The sequence below is a fragment of the Kribbella sp. NPDC051586 genome (assembly GCF_044453965.1).
Classification (GTDB): Bacteria; Actinomycetota; Actinomycetes; order Propionibacteriales; family Kribbellaceae; genus Kribbella.
Window position 1 is genome coordinate 187,853 of sequence record NZ_JBITDF010000003.1, and the last position, 23,782, is coordinate 211,634.

Below are 23,782 nucleotides of genomic sequence, written 5' to 3' on the forward strand. Positions count from 1 at the left end.
CATGTCGGGACGGGTACTCCATGCGCAGCTGCATCTGCTCGACCGGCAGCTGATCGACCAGGCCGACGGCCACCTGGCCGGCAAGGTCGACGACGTCGAACTCGACCTCGACGCCGATCCGCCGGTGGTCGCGGCGTTGATCTCCGGCCGGACCGGGATCCCGGCGGCGCGGATCGCCGACATCGAGACAGCCGTCACGGTCTCCGCCGACGGCCTCGACCTCGACTACTACGACAACTGGGTCGAGCACCACGTCATCGACAAGATCCCCGGAGCCGGCGATGCGACTGAATGAGCTCCTCGGTCACCGCGTGATCGATGCCGACAGCAACGAGATCGGCGGCGTCGCGGACGTCCGCCTGGTCCAGGACGGGCCGCTGCTGGTGTCGATGCAGCGCGCGTTGCGGGTCGACGGCCTGATCGTGGTGGAGAACCGTTCCACCCGGCTGTTCGGGTACGAACGCCATGTCGGCCCGGAGTTGCTGCGCCGCCTGGTCCATTGGCGGCTCGGCAACGTTTGGTACCTCCCCTGGACCGAGGTCGAGCAGATCACCGACGGCATCGTCACCATCACGACGCGCCGCACCGATCTCCGCCCACTGGAAGAAATGGCTCGGTACTGAGCGATGAGGCTGAAACGAAGTCAGGTCGACCAGCCGGGGTTCCGTCGCCGGCGGCGCGGGCGCGGGTTCAGCTACCTGGACCTCGACGGCAAGAAGATCAAGGACGTCGACGTGGTGGAGAGGATCCGGACGCTGGCGATCCCGCCGGCCTGGGAGGACGTGTGGATCTGCCCCTACCCGAACGGGCACATCCAGGCGACGGGCACCGACGAGGCCGGACGACGGCAGTACCTGTACCACGACGACTGGCGGTCGGCGCAGGACGCGGTGAAGCACGACCGGGTGCGGCAGTTGGCGCGCAAGCTGCCGGCGTTCCGCGAGGCGGTGGACAAGGATCTGTGCGCGCAGGGACTCGACCGGCGGCGGGTGCTGGCGGTGGCGCTGCGGATGCTCGACTACGGCGTCTTCCGGACCGGCAACACGCAGTACGCCGACGAGAACGGCAGCCGTGGCGCGGCGACGTTGCTGCGTGACGACGTACGGGTGAGCAAGGGAAAGGTGGTCTTCGACTTCGTCGCGAAGGGCGGGCAGGATCGGACGATCGTGCTCGACGACGAGCGCCTGGTCGAGGCCGTCCGGTCGCTGAAGCGCGGCCGGCACAAGAATCCGCTGCTGCTGGTGTATCGCGATGACGACGGCTACCACGAGATCGACGCCGGCATGGTCAACGACCGCTTCCATGAACTGGTCGGCGACGACTACACGGTGAAGGACCTGCGCACCTGGACGGCGACGGTGCATGCCGCGGTGGACCTGGCCGACGCGGACCCGCCGACCACGAAGACCGCGCTCAACACAGCCGTGAAGGAGATGCTCGCGGAGGTCTCCGACCACCTCGGCAACACCCCGGCGGTCGCCCGCAGCTCGTACGTCGACCCGCGCATCATCGACCAGTTCGCCCACGGCCGGACGATCGCCGAGGTGATCGACCGCGTCGGCGACGATCTCGGCGACGACAAGACCCGCGCCACCGTCGAACGCTCCGTCAACCGAATCCTGGACGAGGACAAACGCTAGCGGTCACTCGGCGCACAGACAGCTGAGCTGACCGTCGTACCGCTTGTCGATCTGCCGCCGGTCGGGTCGTGATGAGCTGGAAGACGGGGGACGCCAACCCGCTCGTCCGGCCGTTCGTTCAGCTCGCGTCCACGGCGTACCAGGGAGAATGGCCCGATGAGCGTTCTTGACAAGTTCTCGTTGGCGGGGCGGACGGCGTTGGTGACGGGTGGTTATCGGGGGCTCGGGCTCGCGTTCGCCACCGGGCTGGCCGAGGCCGGGGCGGATGTGGTGATCGGGGCGCGTGACGTCGCGGCGTCGAAGGAGGCGGCTTCGCGGCTGGCCGAGGCGACCGGGCGGACGGTGATCGGTGTGGGGCTCGACGTGAACAATCGGGATTCCGGGCGGGCCGCGGTCGAGGCTGCGTTGGAGGCGACCGGGCGGCTCGACATCCTGGTGAACAACGCCGGGGCCTGCGTCCATCGGCCGTCCCTCGACATCCCCGACGAGGAGTGGGACGAGGTCTTCTCGACCAACGTCGACGGCCTGTGGAAGCTCAGCCAGACGGCCGCACGCCACTTCACCACGGTCGGCGGTGGCACCATCGTCAACATCGGCTCGATCTCGGCCCAGATCGTGAACCGCCCGCAGTGGCAACCGGCGTACAACGCCTCCAAGGCCGCGGTCCACCAGCTGACCAAGTCACTCGCCGCCGAGTGGGCGCCGCTGAACATCCGCGTGAACGCAGTCGCGCCTGGCTACGTGAAGACCGAGATGGCCCCGGTCGACGAGCCCCAGTTCAAGGCCCGCTGGATCGACGACGCCCCGATGCAGCGCTACGCCCTACCTGAGGAAATAGCCCCCACCGTCGTCTTCCTGGCCTCGGACGCATCGAGCTTCATGACCGGCTCAGTGGTCGTCATCGACGGCGGCTACACGCTGCACTAACTGCAGCCTGCCACCGGTGATCGCGCCGCAGCGCCTGAGGACTGCGACATCTGAGGGGTTATCCCTTCGTGTTGCGGGTTCTCCCCCCACATGAAGGCACAGAACCCACAACTCGAGCGGATAACCCCTCAGACGTTGCCCGGCGCCCGCCAACCTCAGCACGCGCGCGTACTGCCCCGTGAACGCGCGGTGCTGCGTGCGACGTAGCGCGTGGGTTAGCGGGTGATTCGGTCTACTCGGTGGCCGGTGGTGTCGAAGAGGTGGATTTGGGTGGTGTCCAGGGCCAGGTGGATTCGGGTGCCTCGGGTGAGGTTTGCGTTGGCGGGGAGTTCGATGACCAGGTCGGCCCGCCGGTGGGTGGGCGGGAGGATCTCGGTCTGGGGAGTTGAGCGGGGTGAGCGGACGCGGGACAGGACTCTCGTCATCAGGGAGGTCGGCGCCGCACTGCCGACGTCCGGGGTCGCGTGCATCGGTTTGGCGATGCCGACTCGGTCGGGGTCTACGACTTCGATTCCGCATTCGACGAAGGCGATCGACTGCTGGCCGTGGAACTCGAAGGCGCGCAGCGTGCCGGTCAGCTGGTTCGCGACGTCCTCGTCGGTGATGACGCGGAAGGCGTTGGACCGGGCGCCGACGATGACCTGCGCGCCCTCGTGGTGGCGCAGGATGAGCGACCGGCGGTCGGTCGGGGACAGGCTGACGGATTGGGCGCCGAAGTCGAGGGCGACGCGGTGGTGTGCGGTGACGCGTACGGTCGCGGACAGCAGGTTGATCCTCGGGGAGCCCAGGAACCCGGCGACGAACGCGGTCGCGGGGTCGTTGTACACCTGCGCCGGCGTGCCGACGTCCTCGATCCGGCCCTCGCGCATGACGGCGATCCGGTCGGCGAGCGTGAGCGCCTCGACCTGGTCGTGGGTGACGTAGAGCGTGGTGACATTCAGGTCGCGGGTCATCGCGCCGATCTCCTGGCGCAGCTCGGTCCGCATCGTGGCGTCCAGGTTCGAGAGCGGTTCGTCCAGGAGGAACACGTTCGGGCGACGTACGAGCGCACGTCCGATCGCGACGCGCTGGCGCTGTCCGCCGGAGAGCGTGCGCGGCATCCGGTCGAGCACCGACTCGATGCTGAGGATCTGCGCCAGGCCGGCGGCGGTCGAGCTCGCGTGGTCGTCGCCGTGCCCGGCGATCTGGAGCGGGAACATGATGTTCTCGCGGACGGTCCGGTTCGGGTACAGCGCGCCGGTCTGGAACACCATCGCGACCTGGCGGTCCTTCGGCGGCAGCCTGGTCCCGTTGGTACGGCCGAACCAGACCTCGCCCGCGGTCACCCGCTCCAGCCCGGCGATCATCCGCAGCAGCGTCGTCTTCCCGCACCCGGACGGCCCGAGCAGCACCATGAACTCGCCGTCGGCGATGTCGAGGGACAGCTCGTCCACAGCCAGGTGTTCCCCCTCGAACACCTTGGACACCCCGTCGAGCCGGATCGCTGTCATCCCGCTTCTTATACGGGAAGACCCGGTTCACCGGCAAGGACCGGCCGCTGCTTGACAGGTACTTGCAGGGGGCAAGATTGACCACTTGACTGTTGCCTCAGGCAATTGAATGTTGCCGCTCCTGGCCCGGTCGGAGGCTAGGGTGTCGAGGACTGGGGAGGTCGACGTGCTGCGGATCCGGATGCTGGGGGCGTTCGAGGTACTGGACGACGGGCGGCCGGTTCAGCTCGGCGGCGACCGGGTCCGGAACCTGCTCGCCGTGCTGGCGCTGAATCCCGGGCAGCCGGTGGCGGCCGCGGATCTGCTCGACCGGTGCTGGGGAGAAGGCGTCTCCGGAGACGCCAGGGGGAGCCTGCATGTCGCCGTACGACGGCTTCGGCGGGCGCTGGGTGCTTCGACGATCGGGACCAGCGACTACGGCTACTACCTCGATCTGCCGCCCGACGATGTGGACGCCGTCGCGTTCGCGGACCTGTTGACGCCCGTCCCGACCGGCGAGGCGGTGGAGACAGCCCTTGCCCTCTGGCGGGGCGAACCGTTCGGGGACGGCTTCTGCGACTGGCTCAACCGGCACGAGCGGCCGCGGCTCGTGGAGCTGTACCTGTCGGCCGTCGAGCGGCGCGCCGAGTTGCGCCTGGCCGACGGTCGGGCGGCCGAGTCGCTGCCCGAGTTGTTCGAGCTGACCAGTCGGCATCCGCTGCGCGAGTCCCTCTGGGCGAGCTTGATGACCGCGCTCGACGCGGCCGGCCGCAGCGCGGAGGCGATCGACCTGTACGGCGTCATCCGCGCCAGGCTCGCCGACGAACTGGGCATCGAGCCCGGACCGGAGCTCCGAGGAGTGTTCGAGCGGGTGCTGGCGGCCGAGCGTCCGGCGGGTCCGGTGAGTGCTGGGCCAGCCTCCCGACCGGTTGCGGCGGCGGAGCAACTGCCGAGTGATCTGGCAGGATTCGTCGGCCAGGACGAGGTACTCGCGGAACTTGACGCAGCACTCGTCGCGGACCTGGGCGAGCGAGAGCCGATCCGCACCGTCGTCCTGCACGGTCAGGGCGGCATCGGCAAGACGACCACCGCGGTGCGTTGGGGGCATCGGGTCGCGGATCGGTTCCCCGACGGTCAGCTCTTCGTCGACCTGCACGGTTATGGTCCGGGCGAGCCGATGGACCCAGCCGTCGCACTCGAGGTTCTGCTGACCGGGCTGGGGCTGCCGCTCGACGCGATACCGTCCGGGCTCGATGCGCGCAGCGCGCTGCTGCGGTCGACGCTGGCGGGCCGCTCCGTGTTGCTGGTGCTGGACAACGCGCGGAGCGAGGAGCAGGTCCGACCGCTGCTCCCCGGTGGTGGCTCGATGGTCGTGGTCACCAGCCGTAGCCTGCTGCGCGGCCTCGCCACGCGCGAAGCCGCTCGTTCGGTGCCGGTGGCGCACCTGTCGTCGGACTCGGCCCGTCGGCTGCTGCGGGCGCGGATGCGGGCGGAAGTGAGCGACGACGGTCTGCTCGATCTGCTCGCCGACCGCTGCAACCATCTGCCGCTCGCGCTGGCAGTGGCGGCGGACCACGTTCAGCGGCGTGGGGTCGCGGAGCTGCCGGTCGTGGTCCAGGAGCTGGAGGACTTCTCGGACCGGTTCGACCTGCTCGAGGTGGGCGACGCCTCGAGCGATCTCCGGACGGTGTTGTCGTGGTCGGTCGAGGCGTTGGACGAGCAGAGCCGGCAGCTGTTCCTGCTCCTGGGGCTGTGTCCGGCGCCGCTGTTCGGCAACGGGGTGGCGGCAGCATTGCTCGGTACGCCGGTTGCCGCGACCCGCAGGATCCTGCGCAGGCTGGTCGACGTCCATCTGCTCGAAGAGTCGTCGGGGCTGTTCAGGTTCCACGACCTGCTGCGCGCGTACGCGGCGGAGCTGGTCGCCGGATCGGTGTCCGCGAGCGATCGTTGGGCGGCCGAGGAGAGGCTGCTGGACTGGTACCTGCAGACGGCGATCGCGGCGCGGTCGGCTCTCGTCGAGGAGGTGCGATTCCAGCCGGACCGGCTCGACGGCGTGGAACCGTTGACGTTCGCCGATGGGTCGGCCGCCGCCGACTGGTTCGCTTCGGAGGGCAGGTTCCTCACTGCGGCTGTCCGGGCCGGAGAAGCGGCCGGTCATCATCGGCTCACCGCATTCCTGGCTGTGCAACTCTGGACCGATCTGCGCTCCCGCGGCGCGGTGGACGACGCGACGACGGTCCAGCAGATCGCCATCTCGGCGGCGCAGCAGGCCGACCTGCCCGAGGTCGAGGTGGTGGCCAGAAATCAGATCGCGGGCACCTTAGCCTCGGCAGGCGATCTCACCGGCTCCGACGAGCAGTTGACGGTGGCGATGGAGATCTGTGCGCGAACCGGGGATCACGAAGGCGAAGCGATGGCGCGCTCGAACCTGGCCACACTGAAGCAACTCCAAGGACAGCACGACGCTGCGCTCGGCCTCAGTCTGCGCTCGGTCGCTGCCCATCGCGAGCGCGGTGAAACGCTCTGGATGCTGTTCGCGCTCAACGCCGCCGCGGTGTCCCAGGTGCACTGCGGGCAGCTGGACGAAGCCATCGAGACGGCAGACGAGGCACTCAGGGTCGGCGAGAAGCTGGGCGATCTGGTGCAGGTGGCGGTGTCGCTGAATGCTCTGGGTGAGGCGCACAGCCTGCTGGGCGACCTCCAGGCAGCGGTCGGCTATTTCGAACGCTCGGCAACGGTCGCGCTGCAGGGCAGGTCGTACGTCCAGGCGATCGACGTGTTGACCGACCTCGGGAAGGCGTACCGACGGGCCGGCGATCTCGTCTCCGCGCGGAAGGCCTGGGGTCGCGCCGAGAACCTGTTGCCGTTGCTTGCGCCGGGCACCTCGCCTGCTGTCGCGGAACGGCTGCGAGAGCTGGTCGCAGACAGCTGAGACTGCCCTGGTCAGGGGTGACTCAGGATCGTGCCGTCGACCACGACGGTGACGACGTCGCCGACGCCGCCGGCCGGGGTGCGGGTGAGCTGGACGAGGTCTGCGCGGGCGCCTACCTCGAGGCGGCCGCGGTCTGCCAGGCCGAGGAGGTCGGCCGGGGTGGTGGTGGCCATCGTGACGGCTGTCTCGAGCGGGAGTCCGCCGGGGCCGGTCGCCCAGCGGAGGCAGTCGAGCAGGGAGGCGCCGCTGCCGGCCAGGTACGGCGTGCCTTGCAGGCGGAGGCTGCCGTCGGGGTCGACGGTGACCGCACCGCCGACCGCGGTCTCGTAGTTGCCGGGGGAGCAGCCGGCCAGGGCAGCCGCATCGCTGGTGAGGACGCAGCGGGTGCTGCCCTTCGCGCGGACGAGGGCGGCGAAGGTGTCGGCGGGAAGATGGTGGCCGTCGGCAATCAGCCCGGCGGTCAGCGAGTCCTCGGTCAGCTGAGCCCAGATCGGGTTCCGGTGCCGGTCGATCTGCGCGGGCAAGCCGTTCCCGAGGTGCGTCGAGAGCCGCCCACCCGCAGCCGCGAAGGCGTGGATGTCGTCGGCAGTGGCAAGCGAGTGCCCAACCGACAGCACCACATCAGAGCTGCCGGCGGCGAGGTAGCGGGTGAAGTCGAGGGCACCTGTGCGTTCCGGGGCGAGGGTCAGGATGGCGATGGCCCCGCCGGCGGCCTTCTGCCAGCGGTCGAACTCATCGGGGTCCGGGTCCCGGATCACCGCCGGATCGTGCGCGCCCCGGGCTCCCTCGGCACTCGAGATGTACGGTCCCTCCAGATGCAGACCGGGTACGCCGTACGCCACCACCGGATCGGAGGCCCGAGCCGCTGCCGCCCGGGTGACGAGGGTAGTGGTGGTCGCGTCGTCCGCGGAGATGATCGTCGGGTACACCGTCGTGACCCCCTGCCCCCAGAGCATGCGGACCAGCTCGGTCAGCTCACCGGCCGGACGCGCCGGATCGTTGACGTCCAGACCGCCGTACCCGTTGAGCTGGAGGTCGACCAGCCCGGGAATCAACAGCAGGTCCGGCGCGGACGGGAAATCGGTGATCTCCGAGATCCCGGCAGCGGAGTACCGCACCCGCACACCCCGTCCGGCGGCAGTACGACCTTCCAGGACCTCTCGCATGTGTCTCCTCGGGTCCGGTGCTGAGAGTTAGGTCTACAGGCTATTCGGGTATTGGTGGAAGGTGGCCCGGGGATGGTTTGCGATTGCTCTCGGCTCGCTGTTTCTGCTGACAGCGTGCGGAGGGACAGGCGCGGCCGGGGCTCAGCCCACCGTGACCGTCACCCGGACGGTGACCGCACCACCCATCAGCACCCCGGCACCAAGCACGCCCGCATCCAGTCCGGCATCCAGTACGCCGCTTTCGTCCTCGGTTGCGCGTCCGTCCGTGCAGGCCGGAATCGTGCCCAACGTGGTCGGGCTGAACCATCAGCTGGCCCAGGACACCATGCAGGCGGCCGGTTTCTACTTCCTGACCGAGGAGGACGCCAGCGGTCAGGGCCGTCTGCTGATCAACGACCGCAACTGGGTCGTCGTCTCCCAGCAGCCGGCCGGCGGCACCCACGCACCCGCCGACACCAAGATCGTCCTGCGCTCCAAGAAGATCGGCGAGTAGGTCTGCTGGCCCGCCGATTTCCTTCTGGCTGAAGTTAATTCTCCCCAACCGGTTGACAGAGCATCCGCGCCGAATTAACTTCAGCTGGAAGTAAAGCCGTCGGACCGACAAGGTGGGACGTGTGAGCGACCGTCTGAACGTGCTCGTCGTCATGGCTGACGAACAGAGCTGGAACACCCTGGGCTGTACCGGAAACCCCGCTGCGCAGACGCCGTACCTGGACGCGCTGGCGGGGGAGTCGACCGTCTTCGACGCCTGCTACACCCCGTTCCCGTTGTGCTGCCCGGCGCGGACGAGCCTGTGGACCGGCCTGATGCCGCGGCACCACGGCGTACTCGGGAACTGGCGGCCGATCGAGCCGCGGCTGCGGTCGGCCGGGGTCGCGCAGGCATTCGCCGCCGCCGGCTACCACACGCACTACAACGGCAAGTGGCATGTGCCCGGTACGACGCCCGGGCAGATGGGCTGGGCGGACAGCAGCGCGATCCCCGCCGTACTGCGAGGTCAGGACCGGGGGCGCTACATCGAGGACTACCGCAGCTGGGCCGGGAAGCGTGGGTACACGTTCGACCCTGACCACATCGAGAACCTCACCACGAGAGACCTCGCGGCGCTGGGTGAGAAGCCGTACGCGACGTCGAGTGTCCCGCTGGACTCGTTCCTCGAGACGTGGCAGTGCGACACGTTCCTCGAAGGACTCGACCAGCGGCCGGCCGACAAACCCTGGCTGGCCGTGTGCTCGATGAACGCCCCGCACTTCCCGATGCTCGTCCCCAGCCCGTACGACGAGCTGATCGACCGCGACCGCGTGCGGCTGCCGGAGAGCTGGTCGACGGGTACGGCGACGAAGCCGCGCGAGGTGCGTGACTCGCACTTCGCGCGCGACTTCGAGAACCTCACCGAGCAGGAGTGGATCGAGGTCACCAGCCACTACCTCGGTCTGTGCGCGCTCGTCGACGCGCAGTTCGGCCGGATCCGCCAGTACCTCGAGGACGCGGGTGAGTGGGACCGGACGGTGGTCGTGTTCACCTCCGACCACGGCGACCTGATGGGTGCGCATCGGCTGATGGAGAAGGGCCACTTCCTGCACTACGAGGAAGACCTCCGCGTGCCGCTGATCGTCCGGCATCCCGACGGCCGGCAGAGCCGGAACGCGAACTTCGTCTCGCTGGTCGACGTCGGGGCGACGATCAGCGAGTTGGCCGGCGTGACGTGGGACGAGCCGCAGGACGGATTCTCGTTCGCGGCGATGGTCGGTGACGACAGGGCCGCGCCGATCCGCGAGTACGTGACCGCGGAGACGATGCTGCACGACGGCCGTCCCGGCGGGAACGGAGACCCGTTCCACGCGAAGCACTGGCAGTACCCGCGGGACAGCCTGAACCTGTCCGTCCGGACTGCCGACCACCGGTACGTCTTCCGGTCCCACGACGAGGCCGAGCTGTACGACCTCGCGGCCGACCCCTGGGAGCAGCACAACGTCGCGACCGCCGAAACCGCGACGGTCGCACAGCTGGCGGAGCTGCTCGCCAACGAAGTCTCCGACGTACTGCCGGAGGCCGCAGCCCTGGTCCGTAAGAGCATTCCCGCCACACAGGCATCGAAAGGCTGATCATGAACTCTCAGTTCTCCCGGCGGCGGCTTCTGCAGTTCGGAGCCGCGGCGGCCGGAACTGCCGCCCTCACCTCCTGCGGCCGCGGCCTCGGCGGCAGCGGTTCCTCGTCGGGCGGCGGTGGTTCGAAAGGCGCGCTGGACTTCATGTTCTGGGGTGAAGGCGACCAGAACAAGAAGCTGATCGAGGCGCTCGACCTGTACCAGAAGAGCGAGGGCGCGACGAAGGTCAACCCGCAGTACTCCGGCTTCTCCGGGTACTACGACAAGCTGGCCACCCGTGTTGCCGGGGGCAACCCTCCGGACGTGTTCCAGATCCACCTGCCGTACCTGATGGAGTACATCAAGCGCGGTGCGGTGGCGCCGCTGGACCAGTACAAGGGCGACCTCGGCCTCGACTCGATGCCGGACTACGTCGCCACGACCACCAAGGCGGACGGCAAGTACTACTTCGCGCTGCTCGGCGCCGCGACCCAGCCGGCCATCATCGTCAACACCACGAAGCTGAAGGGCCTCGGCCTGACCGCGCCCGGTCCGGACTGGACCATCGACCAGTACAAGACCACCATGGCGGACGTGTGGAGCAAGAGCGGCCACAAGCTGGCCGGTACGGCGGACCTCGGTGGCAACCCGATCGCGCTCGAGTCCTTCATGCGCGGCCGCGGCAAGGCGCTGTTCGGTGACGGCAGCTCGCTCGGTTTCGGCGAGGACGACCTGGCCGCGTGGCTTCAGCTCTGGCAGGACCTGCGCAGCAACGGGTCCGCCGTACCCATGGCGGTGACGGCCGCGGCGACCGGGTTCCAGAACGACCCGGTGACGATCGGCAAGGCGGCCTACACGGGTACGGCGACGTCGCGGGGGCTGCCGTCGATGCAGAGTCTGACGAAGGAGACGCTCAGCCTCGGCACGTTCCCGTCGGGCGGGCCGGGCTCGCAGCCCGGGACGAACATCATCCCGGCCGGCTGGTTCGCGATCTCGCCGAAGTCGAAGAACATCGAAGGCGCGGTCTCGATGCTGAAGTACCTGACCAGCAAGCCGGAGGCCGCCAACGCGATGGGCCTGGCCCGCGGTGTCCCGATCCCCGAGGACATCCGGAGCTCGGTCGCGAAGTCGGCGACCGGCCTGAACAAGCTCGTCCTGGACAACTACGCGCTCGTCGCGTCCAAGGGTCCGGCCGCGCTGCAGATGTACCCGCCCGGCGCGAGCAAGCTGCTGCAGACATCGCTGCCGAACGCGAACCAGGTCGTCGGCTTCGGCAAGAGCTCCGTGTCCCAGGCGGTGACCAAGTTCTTCTCCGACGCCAAGGCCGCGCTGAAGTGACCGACGGTACGGCCTGGGAGATCCGCCCGGACCGGGGACGGATGCGATCCGCGCAGCCGTTCGACGTACGGCAGCAGAACTACTCGGCGATCCTGCGCGCGGTCATGCGGCACGGGCCGGTCGCGCGATCGGAGCTCTCCGGGCTGACCGGGATGACGACAGGGACGATGACGAAGCTGACGAGTCTGTTGTGTGAGGCCGGTCTGCTGCGGGAGCTGCCGGCGGAGTCGGGGCACGGGGCGCTCGGCCGCCCGCGGACGCCGATGGTGGTGGACGACCGGACGCATCGCGTGGTGGGTGTGCACTTCGGCCTCCGCCGTACGACGGTGTGTCTGCTCGACCTGCGCGGGACGTTGCTGGCCGAGGTGCGGCTGCCGCATCGAGGCCGGCGTGGGTTCGAGCCGCTCGTGGCGCAGGCGGTCGAGGGGATCCGGGACCTGGTCTCGCGGGTTCCGGGGAAGATCCTTGGCGTCGGAGCGAGCACCGGTGGCTGGGTCGACCGCCAGGCCGGCGTGGTCCGCGACCATCGGGTACTGCGATGGCGGGACGTCCCGCTGCGGGACGCGCTCGGCGGTGGTCTCGGTCTGCCCACCGAAATCGACTCGAGCTTCCGAGCGCTGGCGATGGCCGAGCGGTGGTTCGGCGGCGCCCAAGGGATGGACGATCTGATCGGGCTGTTCGTGGGGAACGTCGTCGGCGCGGGGTTCGTGCTCGGTGGGCGGGTCTTCTCCGGCTACCGGGCGGCGGCCGGGACGGTCGATCATCTGTCGGTAGGCGTCACGGCCGCCGAGGCGTGTTCGTGCGGGCGGCGGGACTGCCTCCACGCGGCGGCCAGCGACCTGGCTGTGCTGGCTCGTGCCCGCAGCGAGGGGCTGATCGGCGCCCGGGGGACGTTGGAGCATCTGGTGCAGGCGGCGCGGGACGGCGACGTACGGGCGGACGGACTGCTCGTTGCCCGGGCCGAATTGGTGGGCGTGGCCGCCGGGACCTTGATCGACATGCTCGATCCGGAGGTCGTGGTCGTCAGTGGCGGCGTGGTGGACGCGCCGGAGTACCTGCGGTCGGTGCAGCGCGGGGCGCGCGCGTACCTGCGGGACAAGCGTCCGGTGGACGTGGACTCGGTGGTGCGGCTGAGCGCCTTCGGCGCGGACGGTGTGGCTGTGTCGGCGGCGAGTGTGATCCTCGATCGAATTTACGCGGCGCCGGCGGAGTTCGTCCCCGGTCTGCTCGAGCTGCGGTACGGGTGACGGGCATGGTCTGTGTCGAGTCCGCAGTGGTATGGACGCACCGTGCGTCGGCCCGGAGTACCTGGGTGATGGTCGAACTGGTTGCCAACGGCATCAGGGGTGTCGGCGAGCTGTCCGACGGTGGACCTGTGGCCGCGTTGGTTGCGGCCGCGCGATCGGTGCGGTCCGCGATCGTCGGCCGCCCGCTGGAGCAGGTCCGGGCCGAGCTTCGGTCGACAACGGGTCCCGAAGCGTTTCTCTGGTCGACGGTCCTCAGCGGGTACGAATCGGCGCTCGCCGATCTGGTCGCACGCCTCGAGGGGCGGTCACTCTCGGCGTCGCTGGGGCTCGGCGAACCCGGACCGGTGCGGCTGTATGCGAACGTCAACCGGCGGTACGGCGGAGCCGGCGCGGAGGCGATCGTCGCCGAGGCAGTGGGTGCCGCAGGCAACGGGTTCTCGGCGGTTAAGGTGGCGCCGTTCCTGGACAACCACGCCCGGGGCATGTCGGGCACGCGGCTGATCGACGCGGGGCTCGAGCTGGTGGTGAAGGTGCGGGAGGCGATCCCTGATGACGTACATCTGATGGTTGACTGCCATCACCTGGTACCGGCAGAGCTCTTGGCAGTCGTCACGCGGGAGCTGGCCACGTTGGACCTGTACTGGGTCGAGGATCTGGTGCGGGTCGATGATCGCGCGGCGTTGGACGCGGCTGCCGCGACCGGGCTGCCGCTGGCGGCGGGGGAGCACATCTGGCAGCCCGCAGCCGCTGCGACGGCCTGTGCCGGTGGCGCGCTGACGTACTGGCTGGTTGACCCGAAACACGCGGGCGGCCCGGCCGGGGTTGCGCGGATCGCCGAAGCGATCGGGGACACGCAGCTGACGTTCCACAACCCGAGCGGGCCGGTAGGCACTGCGCATGCGGCTCATCTCGCCGGGCTGGCTAGTGCCGGCACATGGCTCGAGTACGCCTGGGGCGAGACGGATCGCCTTACCTTCCTCGACCCGCCCGAGGCGGTGGTCGACGGCATGCTGCGGCCGGCGGGGCCCGGCATCGGGTGCTCGCCCCGAACGCGACCCGACGACGAGCTGGAAGCCTCCCGACGTACTGCGAAGGATGCATCGTGACGTGGTTCGGACCGGTATCGACGCTCGGCGAGTGCCCGCGGTGGGACGCCGCGACGGGCACGCTGACGTGGGTCGACATCGACGGCGGCACCCTCCACCGCGCGACGCTGGACGGGGTCGAGTGGTGCACGCAGGCGACCCACGTCGGTACGCCGCTGGCCGGGGCGATCGCGGTCGACGAGACCGAGTACGTAGTTGCTCTCGGCACCGATCTGGTGTCGTGGACGACGACCGGCGGACTCGGTGGGCGCACTCAGGTGCTGACGGCAGGCGGCATTCGTCTGAACGAAGCGGTGAGCGACCCCTGGGGACGGATCTGGGTCGGCAGCATGGCCTACGACTGGACCGCGGGCGCAGGCGCGTACTTCGTCCGCGAACCCGACGGGCGCGTCCGGCAGGTGATCAACGGCGGGACCATACCAAACGGTATGGGATGGAGCCCGGACGGAACGGTCATGTACATGACGGAGACGCGGCCGGGGCGGATCACGGCCTGGCGGGTGGGTCCGGACCGCGATCCGGCCGAGCCGAGAACGGTCGTCGACGCCGACGGGTCGGACGGCTCGCCGGACGGGCTCGCGGTCGACGTCGACGGGAACCTCTGGAGCGCGTTCGCCGGCGGTGGGCACGTCACCTGCTTCTCGCCCGCGGGACGTGTGTTGCACCGGGTCGAGGTGCCGGTGCCGCTGGCGACGAGTTGCTGTTTTGCCGGACCGGAGCGGGATCGGTTGATCGTGACCACCGGGACGAAGCGGCTCGATGCCGCCGCCCTGGAGCGCTTCCCCGAGTCCGGGCGGATGTGGGACGCCGGCCGGGTAGGGGCTGTGGGGGTCGAGTTGACACGAGTCGGACAGGAGTGAGCTGTGGCTGTTGCGTTCCCGGCGTTACGTGGCGGGCGGCGGACCCGGTATCAGAACGGATGGGCGCTGCTGTTCCTGGCGCCCTGGCTGATCGGATTCCTGGCGTTCACCGCCGGCCCGATGCTGATGTCGTTGTACCTCGCCTTCACCAAGTACGACCTGCTGACCGCGCCGAAATGGATCGGCTGGGGCAACTTCGGGCGGATGTTCGGCGACGACCCGCTCTTCCTGCAGTCGCTGAAGGTGACCGCGATCTACGTGTTCGTGGGTACGCCGCTCAGCCTGTGCTTCGCGCTCGCCGTCGCCGTCGTACTGAACCGTGGACTGCGGGGACTCGACTTCTACCGGTCGGCGATCTACCTGCCGTCGCTGTTCGGCGGCAGTGTCGCGATCGCGGTGCTGTGGCGGAAGGTGTTCAACGGTGACGGCCTGGTCAACCAGATCCTCGCGCTGGTCGGGATCCACGGTCCGTCGTGGATCTCCGAGCCGCACACCGCGCTCGGCACCCTGATCGCCCTCGAGGTCTGGCAGTTCGGGGCGCCGATGGTGATCTTCCTCGCCGGGCTGCGCCAGATCCCGCGCGAGTTCTACGAGGCCGCGCAGGTGGACGGGGCGAGCAAGTCCCGCCAGTTCTGGAGCATCACGATGCCGCTGCTGAGTCCGATCCTGTTCTTCAACCTCACGTTGCAGCTGATCCGCTCGTTCCAGGCGTTCGCGCCGGCGTTCATCATCAGCGACGGCTCCGGCGGACCGGCCGACTCGACGCTGTTCTACTCGCTGTACCTCTATCAGGAAGGATTCGTGAACTTCGACATGGGTTACGCCGCGGCGATGGCCTGGATGCTGGTGCTGCTGGCCGGCGCCGTCGTGGCCGTCAACTTCTTCTTCGCGAAGTTCTGGGTGCACTATGAGAATTAAGAAGAAGCGTCTCCTCGCGCACTTCGCCCTCATCGTGGTCACGCTCGTCATGCTCTACCCGCTGGTGTGGATGGTGGCGAGCTCCTTCAAGCCGACCGACGAGATCTTCTCCCAGCCCGGCCTGATCCCGCGGCACTTCGAGCCGTCGAACTACGCCGAGGGCTGGAAGGGCATCTCGACCGCGTTCAGCATCTTCATCGAGAACTCGTTGTTCATCTCGGTGCTGGCGATCGTCGGCAACGTGATCTCGTGCAGTCTCGCGGCGTTCGCGTTCGCCCGGCTGCACTTCATCGGACGCCGGATCGCCTACGCGACGATGCTGGTGACGCTGATGCTGCCGACGCACGTGACGCTGGTGCCGCAGTACATCTTGTTCAACAAGCTCGGCTGGGTGAACACGTTCTACCCGTTGTTCGTGCCGCATTTCTTCGCCGTCGACGCGTTCTTCGTGCTGTTGATGGTGCAGTTCATCCGGGCCCTGCCGCGGGAGCTGGACGAGGCCGCGCGGCTGGACGGGTGTTCGCCGTGGAAGATCTACCGCCACATCGTCTTCCCGTTGCTGCGGCCGGCGTTGGTGACCACGATCATCTTCACCTTCATCTGGACGTACAACGACTTCTTCAAGCAGCTCATCTACCTGAACGACGTCCAGCTGTTCACCGTGCCGCTCGGCCTGCGTCAGTTCCTCGACTCGACGGGTGACTCGTCCTGGGGCCCGATGCTTGCCATGAGCACCCTTGCGCTGCTGCCGCCGCTCGTCCTGTTCGTCACGTTCCAGCGCAAGATCGTCGACGGTGTCGCGACGTCGGGCCTCAAGGGATGAGCCCCGTCGCGCTGGTCACCGGGGCCGGCGGTGGTATCGGTTCGGCCGTCGTGACGACGCTTGCCAAGCACGGTTGGGCGGTCGTCGGTGTCGACCTGGTGGACCGCCCGGACGGCCTCGAGGGCATCGACTCGCTCGAGTGGGTCCTCGGCGATGTGCGCGACCAGGCGACCGTCGAGCACGCGGTGGCGGCGGCGTCGCAGTACGGGCAGGTGCGGGGGCTGGTGACCGCGACCCTCGCGGAGCAACGGGGCTCGTTGGAGAGCCTCGATGCGGCCGCTCTCACTGCTGTGTTCGACGTGCAGGTGTCGGCCGCGTGGGCCTGGAGTACGGCGGTTGTCGCCGCCGCGGATCAGGCGTCGATCGTGCACATCTCGAGTGTGCACGCGCAACGCGCAGGCCCCGGCATGGCGGCGTACGCGATGGGGAAGGCGGCGCTGGATGCGCTCGTCCGCGCTGGTGCGGTCGAGTGGGGTCCGCACGGTGTGCGGTGCAACGCCGTACTGCCCGGCTTCGTCCCGGTGGAACGGAACAAGCACCGCTGGTCCGATCCCGACATCGCCGGCAACCTGCTGGCCAACCATCCGCTGGGACGCTTCGTCACCGCTGAGGACGTCGCGCAGGTCGTGGCCTTCTTGCTCGGACCGGACTCGCGCGGCGTGACCGGTGTTTCGCTCCCGGTCGACGGCGGGATGCTCGCGATGCTGCCGCGCTGGGCCTGAATTCAGAATCTCTTGGAGAGTGAGGTATCCGTGCGAACTGCGCGTCCGAACGTCCTGATCATCCTGGTCGACGACATGGGGTACTCCGACATCGGCTGCTACGGCGGCGAGATCGGGACCCCGAACATCGACGGCCTCGCCGAGCGCGGCGCGCGGTTGACGAACTTCTACAACACCGCGCGCTGCAGCCCGTCCCGGGCATCGCTGCTGACCGGCCTGCACCCGCACCAGACCGGCGTCGCCGAGTTGGTGAACAACGACGGGCCCGGTGGCTACCCGGGCAGCCTGACCAGCCGATCCTCGACGCTGGCCGAGACCTTCCGTGCGGCCGGCTACCAGACGCACATGACAGGCAAGTGGCACCTGTCGAACGAGCGGGAACGTCCGAACGAGACCTGGCCGACCCGGCGCGGGTTCGAGCGGTTCTGGGGCACGATCAGCGGCGCCGGCAGCTACTTCCAGACCACCACGCTGCACGACGGCGAGACCCCCGTACCGCTGTCCGAGCTGGGGCCGGACTTCTACTACACCGACGAGATCGGCTCGCATGCCGCTCAGGCGATCCGCGATGCGACCGACGAGGACCGTCCCTTCTTCGGGTACGTCGCGTTCACCGCACCGCACTGGCCGTTGCACGCGAAGGAGTCCGACCTGGCCGAGACGCGTGGCAGGTTCGACGAAGGCTGGGACGTCCTGCGTACGCGACGCCGGCAGCGTCAGCTCGACGCCGGCATCTGCGCAGCGGACGCCACCCTCGACCGCCGCGACCCGGAGGTTCCGGCCTGGTCCGACGAGCCCGAGCAGAAGTGGCAGCTGGAGCGGATGGAGGCGTATGCCGCTCAGGTCCGCGCGATGGACCGTGCGGTCGGCACGATCCTGACCGCGCTCGACGACACCGGACAGCGCGACGACACGATCGTCGTGTTCCTGTCCGACAACGGCGGCTGCGCCGAGGAGCTCCGCAGCGACCCGGAGGCCGCGGACCGCTTCCGCAAGCATCACCTGATCATCCCGCCGAGCGCTCCGGACGGTACGCCGATGCGTGTGGGCAACTCGCCCGACATCCGACCGGGCACAGCAGACACGTACACGAGCTACGGGCAGGCGTGGGCGAACCTGTCCAACACGCCGTTCCGCCTCTACAAGCGCTGGGTGCACGAAGGCGGCATCGCGACCCCGCTGATCGTGTCGTGGCCAGCGGGCAATCTCACCACTACCGTGATCGATGCTCCGAACCAGCTCACCGACATCGCGCCGACGTTGCTTGAGGCAACTGGAGTGTCCGCAGCGGCCGAGCGCGACGGCGAGCAGCTCCCCGAGTTGCCGGGGGCAAGCATGCTCGACCTGCTCCGGGGCGGATCGGCCGTCGACCACGACCTCTTCTGGGAACACATCGGCAACGCGGCCGTCCGGTCGGGCCGCTGGAAGCTGGTCCGCGAGTACGAAGGTCCGTGGGAGCTGTACGACCTCGCCACAGACCGCAGTGAGAGCAACGACCTGGCGGCGGCTCAGCCCGAGCGGGTGCAGGACCTGACCACACGCTGGCAGGCGTGGGCAGATTCCGTCGGCGTGATCCCGTACGGCGACGTACTCGCAGCTCGCGCCTCGATGCCGAACCAGCCGGCCTGAGATGACAGCGCGTCGACCGAACATCCTGCTGGTGATCCGCGCAGTACAGACCGCGCGGGCGGCGTACGAGCGTCAGGAGGCGCGGGTATGAGGAAACGGACAGCGGCGACGGCCGTCGTACTGGTGGCGGCCGGACTGACGCAGGTGCAGGCTCCCGCCGATGCCCGGCCGGGCGGCCGGGTCGAGATCCACGTGGATCGCGGGCCGCTGATCATGGCGGACGGGGTGCCGGCGCCGACGATCGAGCCGGAGATCTTCGGCGCCAACGCGCGCTGGATCGACGACGAGCTCGGAGCCTGGGACCCGGCCACCCACGGCCCGGCGGCGGGATTCGCCGACGCGGCCGCGGCCGCGAAGCTCGCCCTGATCCGCTACCCGGGCGGCACGGTCGCGAACTTCTTCGACTTCAAGAAGGCGATCGGACCGGTCGCGCAGCGCGGATGCCAGACCTCCGGCGGATTCGCCGCAGTGCGCTTCGGCAATCTGCCGGGATCGCGGAACGGCTTCGGACCGGACGAGGAAGAGGCTCTGGCCGGACAGATCGGCGCGAAGACCATGGTGATGGTCCCGTCGATCAACCAGACAGCGACAGACGCCGCGGACTACGTCGAGTACATGAATTCGCCCAGCGACGGGGCGGCGACCAACCCGAACGGCGGGACCGACTGGGCCGAAGTACGCGCCGCGAACGGGCACCCGGCGCCGTACGGCATCAAGACCTGGGAGTACGGCAACGAGCCGTTCCTCGACGGGCAACGGTACTGGCGCGACGAGGACCCGCAGGTGCGGGTGAAGCAGTTCATCGAGGGTGGTTGGAGCCGGCAGACGGCCGCGTCGTCGACGTACCAGAACGACGACGGACTGTTCAGCGGCTGCGATCTGGTGAACCGGAAGACGGGCACGGGCGCCGCGGACCAGACGTACCGCACGCGCTACAACCCGATTGCGTTGCCCGCCGACGCGACACCCGAGTCGGGCCCGATCGCGGAGCCGGTGCTGACGGTGAACGGCGTTCGGTGGACGCGGGTGGACTCGCTGGCGACGGCCGGCGCGACCGATCAGGTCTACCGGATCGGACAGGCCGACGGCACGGTCAGCTTCGGGGACGGGACGCACGGCGCGATCCCGGCGAAGAATGCCAAGCTGAGTATCGAGTACACGACCGGCCGGCAGGACGGGTTCCTCGACTTCGTGAAGGCGATGAAGGCTGTCGACCCGAAGATCACCGTCTGCTCGGGCTGGGGCAAGCCTGAGTTCGTCGATGCCATGGGCAACCGGCCGTACGACTGCATCGGCATCCACTCCTACACCGATCAGCCCGGTGGCGACGCGGACGGCGCCTACGACCCGGCAGAGCTCTATCAGCAGCTGATGAACGCCAGCGACACCCCGACCGCGGAGCTGGCCGAGCTGCGCGAGCACATCGCCGCGAACTTCCCTGATCCGCGGCGGCGCCCGACCCTCGCGGTCACGGAGTACGGCACGATCAGCCAGAACGGTCCGACCGGAGTCAGTACGCCGAACAACTTCGCGGCGATGCAGATGCACAACGTCTACGAGACGACGATGCTGATCGGTCAGCTCACCAACGGCGTCCGCCTCGCGATCAACTCGAACCTCAACGGCGGACCGGCCGCGGATCCGGCGAAACGGGACTGGGGCAACATCCTGGGCTCGCCACCCGGGTTCGGCGTCACCGGGCGGTCGATGTCGTTGACGTTGGCCGCGCCCATGATCGGCGCGGCGCCGCGCAACGTCACGATGACCGGCAATCCGACGGCGCCGGATCAGCACTACACGGCCGTCGTTGCCGCCGCGACCCGGACGAAGGAGGGCGTACAACTGCTGGTCGTGAACCGGAGCCTGGACCAGGCGATGCCGATCACGGTTGATCCGGCCGGAGGTCCGGCGGTGCGGTCCGCGCGACAGACGACGGTAACCGACGACGACATCACGGCGTACAACAACGATCAGGCGCAACCGGTGCAGCCGGCGACGACGACGCTTCGGAAGGGGCCAAAGGTCGAGGCCGAGCTTCCGCCGCACTCGGCGAACCTGATCGAGCTCATGTACTAGACCGCGTGCGCGGTGAGAGCCGGGACGAAGGCCTCGGGGGAGCGGTAGACGGCGTCGAGCATGATCGCTCCCGCGGCGATGCCCAAGGCGTACGGACCGAAGGCGCTCGGCCGGATCCGCGCGCCGGCGTCGATGTCCCGGTCGACCGCGAGCTTGGCCTGCGCGGCGTCGCGGATGGTCCCGACGTCGTCGACCGGGGCGGTGATCCCACCACCGAGAATGACCAGCTCGGGATCGAGGAGCTCGATCAAGGTGGCGGTCGCCGCCCCGACCACGACGGCGCGCTCCCGCAACAGGCGGCGCGCCTTGGCGTTGCCGTTGACCGCGAGCGCGAAGACGTCGTACACCTCCTGATCCGCGTCGATCAGTCCGGCGGCCTTTGCCCGGCGAGCGACCTCGAGGTCGCCGGCCACCATGGCGAAGCAACGGCGGCTGCCGCAGGCGCACACCTCACCGGACTTGTCGGCGATCGGCAGATGGTCGAGCCCGCCCGCGGCCGCGTGCGCTCCGCGGTACGGCGCTCCGTTCAGGACGAACCCTGCGCCGATGACGTTGCCGACGAACAGATGGATGAAGTTGTCGACTCCGGCGGCCGCGCCGAACCAGTGCTCGGCCAGTGCGAGGGCGCGGACCTGGGAGTCGATCAGCACGGGCAGGCCCATCGCCTCCGACAGAGACGCCTCGAGCGGTGCGTTCTGCCAGTCGAGGATGGGCTGGCTCAGCACCCGGCCCGCCGAGCTGTCCACCCAGCCGCCGGTGCTGGCCCCGACGCCGAGGACCGTCAGCTCGCTCCCGTCGATCAGCTTCCGGACCGCCCGCGCCGCGCTGCGGACCAGACGCTCGAAGCTGGTGGTGCGCTCGGTCGCGTGGACCTCGGCGACGAGTTGCCCGCGCAGGTCGATCAGGCAGGTGTTGACCCGGTGCAGGCCGAAATGAACGCCGACGACGCCGTACGTCGACTCGTCGACGGCGACCGGGACCTTGGGGCGGCCCATTCCGCGCTGCGTGGGCTCGGACGCTTCCTTGACCAGGCCGGCGCGGACGAGTGCCCCGGTCAGCCGGGTGACCGAACCGGTCGACATCCCGATCGCCGCGGCCAGGTCGGTGCGAGCGGTCGGGCCGGAGCGCATCAGCTCGCGCATGATCGTCGAGTAGTTCTGCTGCCGGATGTCGCTCAACTGGGCAGAGCGCGGGAGCTCCTTCATGCCGACGGTTCTAGCACGGTTGTGGCGGCCGGCGTGGTGATGGTCCATTGACACACCCGGGCGAACCTATTTAACTTCAAGTCAGAGATAAGTCGGGCGAAGGGATTTCAGTGAGCACACAGGCGACGTTCAAGCTGCGGGGGACCGTCAACGCGACGATCCGGCCGGAGATCTACGGGCAGTTCCTGTCCCGCCGCCGCTGGGTGGCCGACGAGGCGCTGCACAACCCGGGTCACCCGGATGCCGGCGACGACGGCCTGCGCGGGGCCGTGGTCGAGGCGATCACCGAGCTCGGCGCGCCGGTGGTCCGCTGGCCGGGCGGCTGCACTGCGACGTCGTACGAGTGGGAGCGCGGGGTCGGCCCGGACCGCGGGCGGACCGTCGACTGGCATTTCGGGTACGACGTCGGCAACGGCTTCGGTACGGCGGAATTCGTCGCGTACTGCCGGCGGATCGGGGCCGAGCCGCAGATCAACCTGACGACCGGGACCGGCACGCTACGCGAGGCGCTCGCCTGGATCGAGTACTGCAACGGCACCGGCGACTCGGTGTGGGCGAACCTGCGGCGCTCCCACGGGTACGACGAGCCGTTCGACGTCCGGTACTGGCAGATCGGCAACGAGGAGTGGGGCGCCTGGGAGATCGGCCAGGTCAGCGCGCAGGACAACGCCGTCCGGTGCCGTGAGTGGGCCAAGGCGATCAAGCGCCTCGACCCGGACCTGAAGGTGCTCGCGATCGGCTGCTTCGAGCCGGCGCAGGCCCTCGACTGGAACCTTGCGCTGCTGCGCGAGGCCTGGGACCACATCGACTACCTGACCCTGCACACCTACTGGCCGTTCGATCCCAGCGCCGAGGGCGGGGACTACGCGCGGGTGCTCAGTGGTCCGCACCGCACCGAGGACGCGATCGTCGCGATCCAGGGACTGGTCGACCTGGTCGCCCGCGAGAAGCCCGGTACGCCGAAGCCGGAGCTCGCCTTCACCGAATGGAACTGTGCCGACGCCACGCGCTTCGAGATGAGCCCGAAGTGGCGCCCGGGCGAGACCCGCTACCGGACGGTCGATGCCCTCGCGGTCGCGTCGTTCCTCAACGTCCTGCAGCGGCAGGCGGGCAGCGTGACCCTGGCGAACTTCGCCCAGAGCGTCAACGTGGTCGGCGCCCTCGTCGTCACCGACGACGAGGTGATCCGCGAAACCGTCTACTGGCCGCTCCGGATGCAACGCCACCACAGCGGCAGCATCTCGCTGGCCGGCGACACCGCCGCAGGCACCGTGCCCGGCGAGACCCTCGAACGCACCCCGACCGAGCTGCCCGCCCTCGACATCAGCGCCTCCACGAATCCCGGCGGCACCACCGTCTGGCTCTCGGTCGTCAATCGCGACCGCAACCAGCCGGTCTGCCTCACCCTCGACCTCGGCCGGCCCCTGGCCACCACCGTGGTCCACCTCCACCAGCTCCATACCGACGATCCGCTGGCCCGGAACACCCGCACCGATCCGGACCGCGTGACCTCACACTCCGACGAGCTGAAACTCGACGACGACCTCACCGTCGAACTCCCACCCAGCTCCTACACGATCATCGAGCTCACCACCACGACTCCGGTCGTGCCCTGACGGACCCGTAGCTCCGGCGTGA

21 protein-coding genes are annotated in these 23,782 nt (G+C 69.1%); 17 read left to right on the forward strand and 4 right to left on the reverse strand.

The window, feature by feature from the left end; genetic code table 11:
• Nucleotide 1 precedes the first annotated feature (1 nt).
• The 4 genes from ACIA58_RS19840 to ACIA58_RS19855 all read left to right on the forward strand — a co-directional run bounded on the left by ACIA58_RS19840 (nucleotide 2) and on the right by ACIA58_RS19855 (nucleotide 2,567).
• Nucleotides 2-295, forward strand: coding sequence for a hypothetical protein (locus ACIA58_RS19840; protein WP_396405179.1), 294 nt, complete (start codon nucleotides 2-4; stop codon nucleotides 293-295).
• Nucleotides 282-623, forward strand: coding sequence for a hypothetical protein (locus ACIA58_RS19845; RefSeq protein ID WP_396405180.1), 342 nt, complete (start codon nucleotides 282-284; stop codon nucleotides 621-623). The genes ACIA58_RS19840 and ACIA58_RS19845 overlap by 14 nt, the downstream gene beginning before the upstream one ends.
• A 3-nt stretch (nucleotides 624-626) precedes the next feature.
• The gene (locus ACIA58_RS19850; protein WP_396405181.1) at nucleotides 627-1,640 is read left to right on the forward strand and encodes a DNA topoisomerase IB; all 1,014 of its coding nucleotides are present in this window, start codon (nucleotides 627-629) and stop codon (nucleotides 1,638-1,640) included.
• A 156-nt stretch (nucleotides 1,641-1,796) separates the two neighbouring features.
• Complete coding sequence (locus ACIA58_RS19855) at nucleotides 1,797-2,567, forward strand: SDR family NAD(P)-dependent oxidoreductase (protein ID WP_396405182.1); 771 nt, start codon at nucleotides 1,797-1,799, stop codon at nucleotides 2,565-2,567.
• A gap of 215 nt (nucleotides 2,568-2,782) precedes the next feature.
• Here the strand turns inward: ACIA58_RS19855 and ACIA58_RS19860 are convergent, their stop codons facing one another.
• On the reverse strand, nucleotides 2,783-4,057 hold the full coding sequence (locus tag ACIA58_RS19860) for an ABC transporter ATP-binding protein (protein WP_396405183.1): 1,275 nt from the start codon (nucleotides 4,055-4,057) through the stop codon (nucleotides 2,783-2,785).
• Nucleotides 4,058-4,199: 142 nt separating this feature from the next.
• Between ACIA58_RS19860 and ACIA58_RS19865 the strand changes: the two genes are divergently transcribed.
• The gene (locus ACIA58_RS19865; RefSeq protein ID WP_396405184.1) at nucleotides 4,200-6,968 is read left to right on the forward strand and encodes a BTAD domain-containing putative transcriptional regulator; all 2,769 of its coding nucleotides are present in this window, start codon (nucleotides 4,200-4,202) and stop codon (nucleotides 6,966-6,968) included.
• Nucleotides 6,969-6,979: 11 nt separating this feature from the next.
• Here the strand turns inward: ACIA58_RS19865 and ACIA58_RS19870 are convergent, their stop codons facing one another.
• Together ACIA58_RS19870 and ACIA58_RS19875 are read right to left on the reverse strand one after the other, a co-directional pair.
• Complete coding sequence (locus tag ACIA58_RS19870; protein WP_396405185.1) at nucleotides 6,980-8,134, reverse strand: N-acetylglucosamine-6-phosphate deacetylase; 1,155 nt, start codon at nucleotides 8,132-8,134, stop codon at nucleotides 6,980-6,982.
• Nucleotides 8,135-8,275: 141 nt separating this feature from the next.
• Nucleotides 8,276-8,422, reverse strand: a complete 147-nt coding sequence (locus tag ACIA58_RS19875) for a hypothetical protein (protein ID WP_396405186.1) — start codon at nucleotides 8,420-8,422, stop codon at nucleotides 8,276-8,278.
• On the opposite strand from ACIA58_RS19875, the gene ACIA58_RS19880 reads away from it, so the two are divergent.
• The 11 genes from ACIA58_RS19880 to ACIA58_RS19930 all read left to right on the forward strand — a co-directional run bounded on the left by ACIA58_RS19880 (nucleotide 8,415) and on the right by ACIA58_RS19930 (nucleotide 20,939).
• Nucleotides 8,415-8,627: a PASTA domain-containing protein gene (locus ACIA58_RS19880; RefSeq protein WP_396405187.1), complete on the forward strand. Its 213-nt coding sequence runs from the start codon at nucleotides 8,415-8,417 to the stop codon at nucleotides 8,625-8,627. The genes ACIA58_RS19875 and ACIA58_RS19880 overlap by 8 nt on opposite strands.
• Nucleotides 8,628-8,748: 121 nt before the next feature.
• Nucleotides 8,749-10,239 (forward strand): sulfatase-like hydrolase/transferase, encoded by a 1,491-nt coding sequence (locus ACIA58_RS19885; protein ID WP_396405188.1) that lies wholly within the window; start codon nucleotides 8,749-8,751, stop codon nucleotides 10,237-10,239.
• Between the two features lie 2 nt (nucleotides 10,240-10,241).
• The gene (locus ACIA58_RS19890) at nucleotides 10,242-11,558 is read left to right on the forward strand and encodes an ABC transporter substrate-binding protein (RefSeq protein WP_396405189.1); all 1,317 of its coding nucleotides are present in this window, start codon (nucleotides 10,242-10,244) and stop codon (nucleotides 11,556-11,558) included.
• Nucleotides 11,555-12,805, forward strand: a complete 1,251-nt coding sequence (locus ACIA58_RS19895) for an ROK family protein (protein WP_396405190.1) — start codon at nucleotides 11,555-11,557, stop codon at nucleotides 12,803-12,805. The genes ACIA58_RS19890 and ACIA58_RS19895 overlap by 4 nt, the downstream gene beginning before the upstream one ends.
• Before the next feature lie 5 nt (nucleotides 12,806-12,810).
• Entirely contained in the window at nucleotides 12,811-13,911 is a 1,101-nt protein-coding gene (locus tag ACIA58_RS19900; protein WP_396405191.1) for an enolase C-terminal domain-like protein, read from the forward strand.
• A complete protein-coding gene (locus ACIA58_RS19905) occupies nucleotides 13,908-14,771 on the forward strand; it encodes an SMP-30/gluconolactonase/LRE family protein (protein WP_396405192.1) in 864 nt (287 codons plus the stop codon). The genes ACIA58_RS19900 and ACIA58_RS19905 overlap by 4 nt, the downstream gene beginning before the upstream one ends.
• 3 nt (nucleotides 14,772-14,774) lie before the next feature.
• Nucleotides 14,775-15,689, forward strand: coding sequence for a carbohydrate ABC transporter permease (locus tag ACIA58_RS19910; protein WP_396405193.1), 915 nt, complete (start codon nucleotides 14,775-14,777; stop codon nucleotides 15,687-15,689).
• Complete coding sequence (locus ACIA58_RS19915) at nucleotides 15,679-16,512, forward strand: carbohydrate ABC transporter permease (RefSeq protein WP_396405194.1); 834 nt, start codon at nucleotides 15,679-15,681, stop codon at nucleotides 16,510-16,512. The genes ACIA58_RS19910 and ACIA58_RS19915 overlap by 11 nt, the downstream gene beginning before the upstream one ends.
• Nucleotides 16,509-17,234, forward strand: a complete 726-nt coding sequence (locus ACIA58_RS19920; RefSeq protein WP_396405195.1) for an SDR family NAD(P)-dependent oxidoreductase — start codon at nucleotides 16,509-16,511, stop codon at nucleotides 17,232-17,234. The genes ACIA58_RS19915 and ACIA58_RS19920 overlap by 4 nt, the downstream gene beginning before the upstream one ends.
• A 30-nt stretch (nucleotides 17,235-17,264) precedes the next feature.
• The gene (locus ACIA58_RS19925; protein WP_396405196.1) at nucleotides 17,265-18,863 is read left to right on the forward strand and encodes an arylsulfatase; all 1,599 of its coding nucleotides are present in this window, start codon (nucleotides 17,265-17,267) and stop codon (nucleotides 18,861-18,863) included.
• Nucleotides 18,864-18,950: 87 nt separating this feature from the next.
• Nucleotides 18,951-20,939, forward strand: a complete 1,989-nt coding sequence (locus tag ACIA58_RS19930; protein WP_396405197.1) for a hypothetical protein — start codon at nucleotides 18,951-18,953, stop codon at nucleotides 20,937-20,939.
• Here the strand turns inward: ACIA58_RS19930 and ACIA58_RS19935 are convergent.
• Entirely contained in the window at nucleotides 20,936-22,144 is a 1,209-nt protein-coding gene (locus ACIA58_RS19935; RefSeq protein ID WP_396405198.1) for an ROK family protein, read from the reverse strand. The two genes, ACIA58_RS19930 and ACIA58_RS19935, sit on opposite strands and share 4 nt — an antisense overlap.
• Before the next feature lie 110 nt (nucleotides 22,145-22,254).
• On the opposite strand from ACIA58_RS19935, the gene ACIA58_RS19940 reads away from it, so the two are divergent.
• Nucleotides 22,255-23,760: an alpha-L-arabinofuranosidase C-terminal domain-containing protein gene (locus tag ACIA58_RS19940; protein ID WP_396405199.1), complete on the forward strand. Its 1,506-nt coding sequence runs from the start codon at nucleotides 22,255-22,257 to the stop codon at nucleotides 23,758-23,760.
• Nucleotides 23,761-23,782 lie beyond the last annotated feature (22 nt).

What these genes read in the sequence shown, in the direction of transcription:
- ACIA58_RS19840 (WP_396405179.1), top strand. Translation starts at nt 2, where the DNA reads ATGTCGGGACGGGTACTCCATGCGCAGCTGCATCTGCTCGACCGGCAG.
- ACIA58_RS19845 (WP_396405180.1), top strand. Translation starts at nt 282, where the DNA reads ATGCGACTGAATGAGCTCCTCGGTCACCGCGTGATCGATGCCGACAGC.
- ACIA58_RS19850 (WP_396405181.1), top strand. Translation starts at nt 627, where the DNA reads ATGAGGCTGAAACGAAGTCAGGTCGACCAGCCGGGGTTCCGTCGCCGG.
- ACIA58_RS19855 (WP_396405182.1), top strand. Translation starts at nt 1,797, where the DNA reads ATGAGCGTTCTTGACAAGTTCTCGTTGGCGGGGCGGACGGCGTTGGTG.
- ACIA58_RS19860 (WP_396405183.1), bottom strand. Translation starts at nt 4,057, where the DNA reads ATGACAGCGATCCGGCTCGACGGGGTGTCCAAGGTGTTCGAGGGGGAA.
- ACIA58_RS19870 (WP_396405185.1), bottom strand. Translation starts at nt 8,134, where the DNA reads ATGCGAGAGGTCCTGGAAGGTCGTACTGCCGCCGGACGGGGTGTGCGG.
- ACIA58_RS19890 (WP_396405189.1), top strand. Translation starts at nt 10,242, where the DNA reads ATGAACTCTCAGTTCTCCCGGCGGCGGCTTCTGCAGTTCGGAGCCGCG.
- ACIA58_RS19900 (WP_396405191.1), top strand. Translation starts at nt 12,811, where the DNA reads ATGGTCTGTGTCGAGTCCGCAGTGGTATGGACGCACCGTGCGTCGGCC.
- ACIA58_RS19915 (WP_396405194.1), top strand. Translation starts at nt 15,679, where the DNA reads ATGAGAATTAAGAAGAAGCGTCTCCTCGCGCACTTCGCCCTCATCGTG.
- ACIA58_RS19920 (WP_396405195.1), top strand. Translation starts at nt 16,509, where the DNA reads ATGAGCCCCGTCGCGCTGGTCACCGGGGCCGGCGGTGGTATCGGTTCG.
- ACIA58_RS19930 (WP_396405197.1), top strand. Translation starts at nt 18,951, where the DNA reads ATGAGGAAACGGACAGCGGCGACGGCCGTCGTACTGGTGGCGGCCGGA.
- ACIA58_RS19935 (WP_396405198.1), bottom strand. Translation starts at nt 22,144, where the DNA reads ATGAAGGAGCTCCCGCGCTCTGCCCAGTTGAGCGACATCCGGCAGCAG.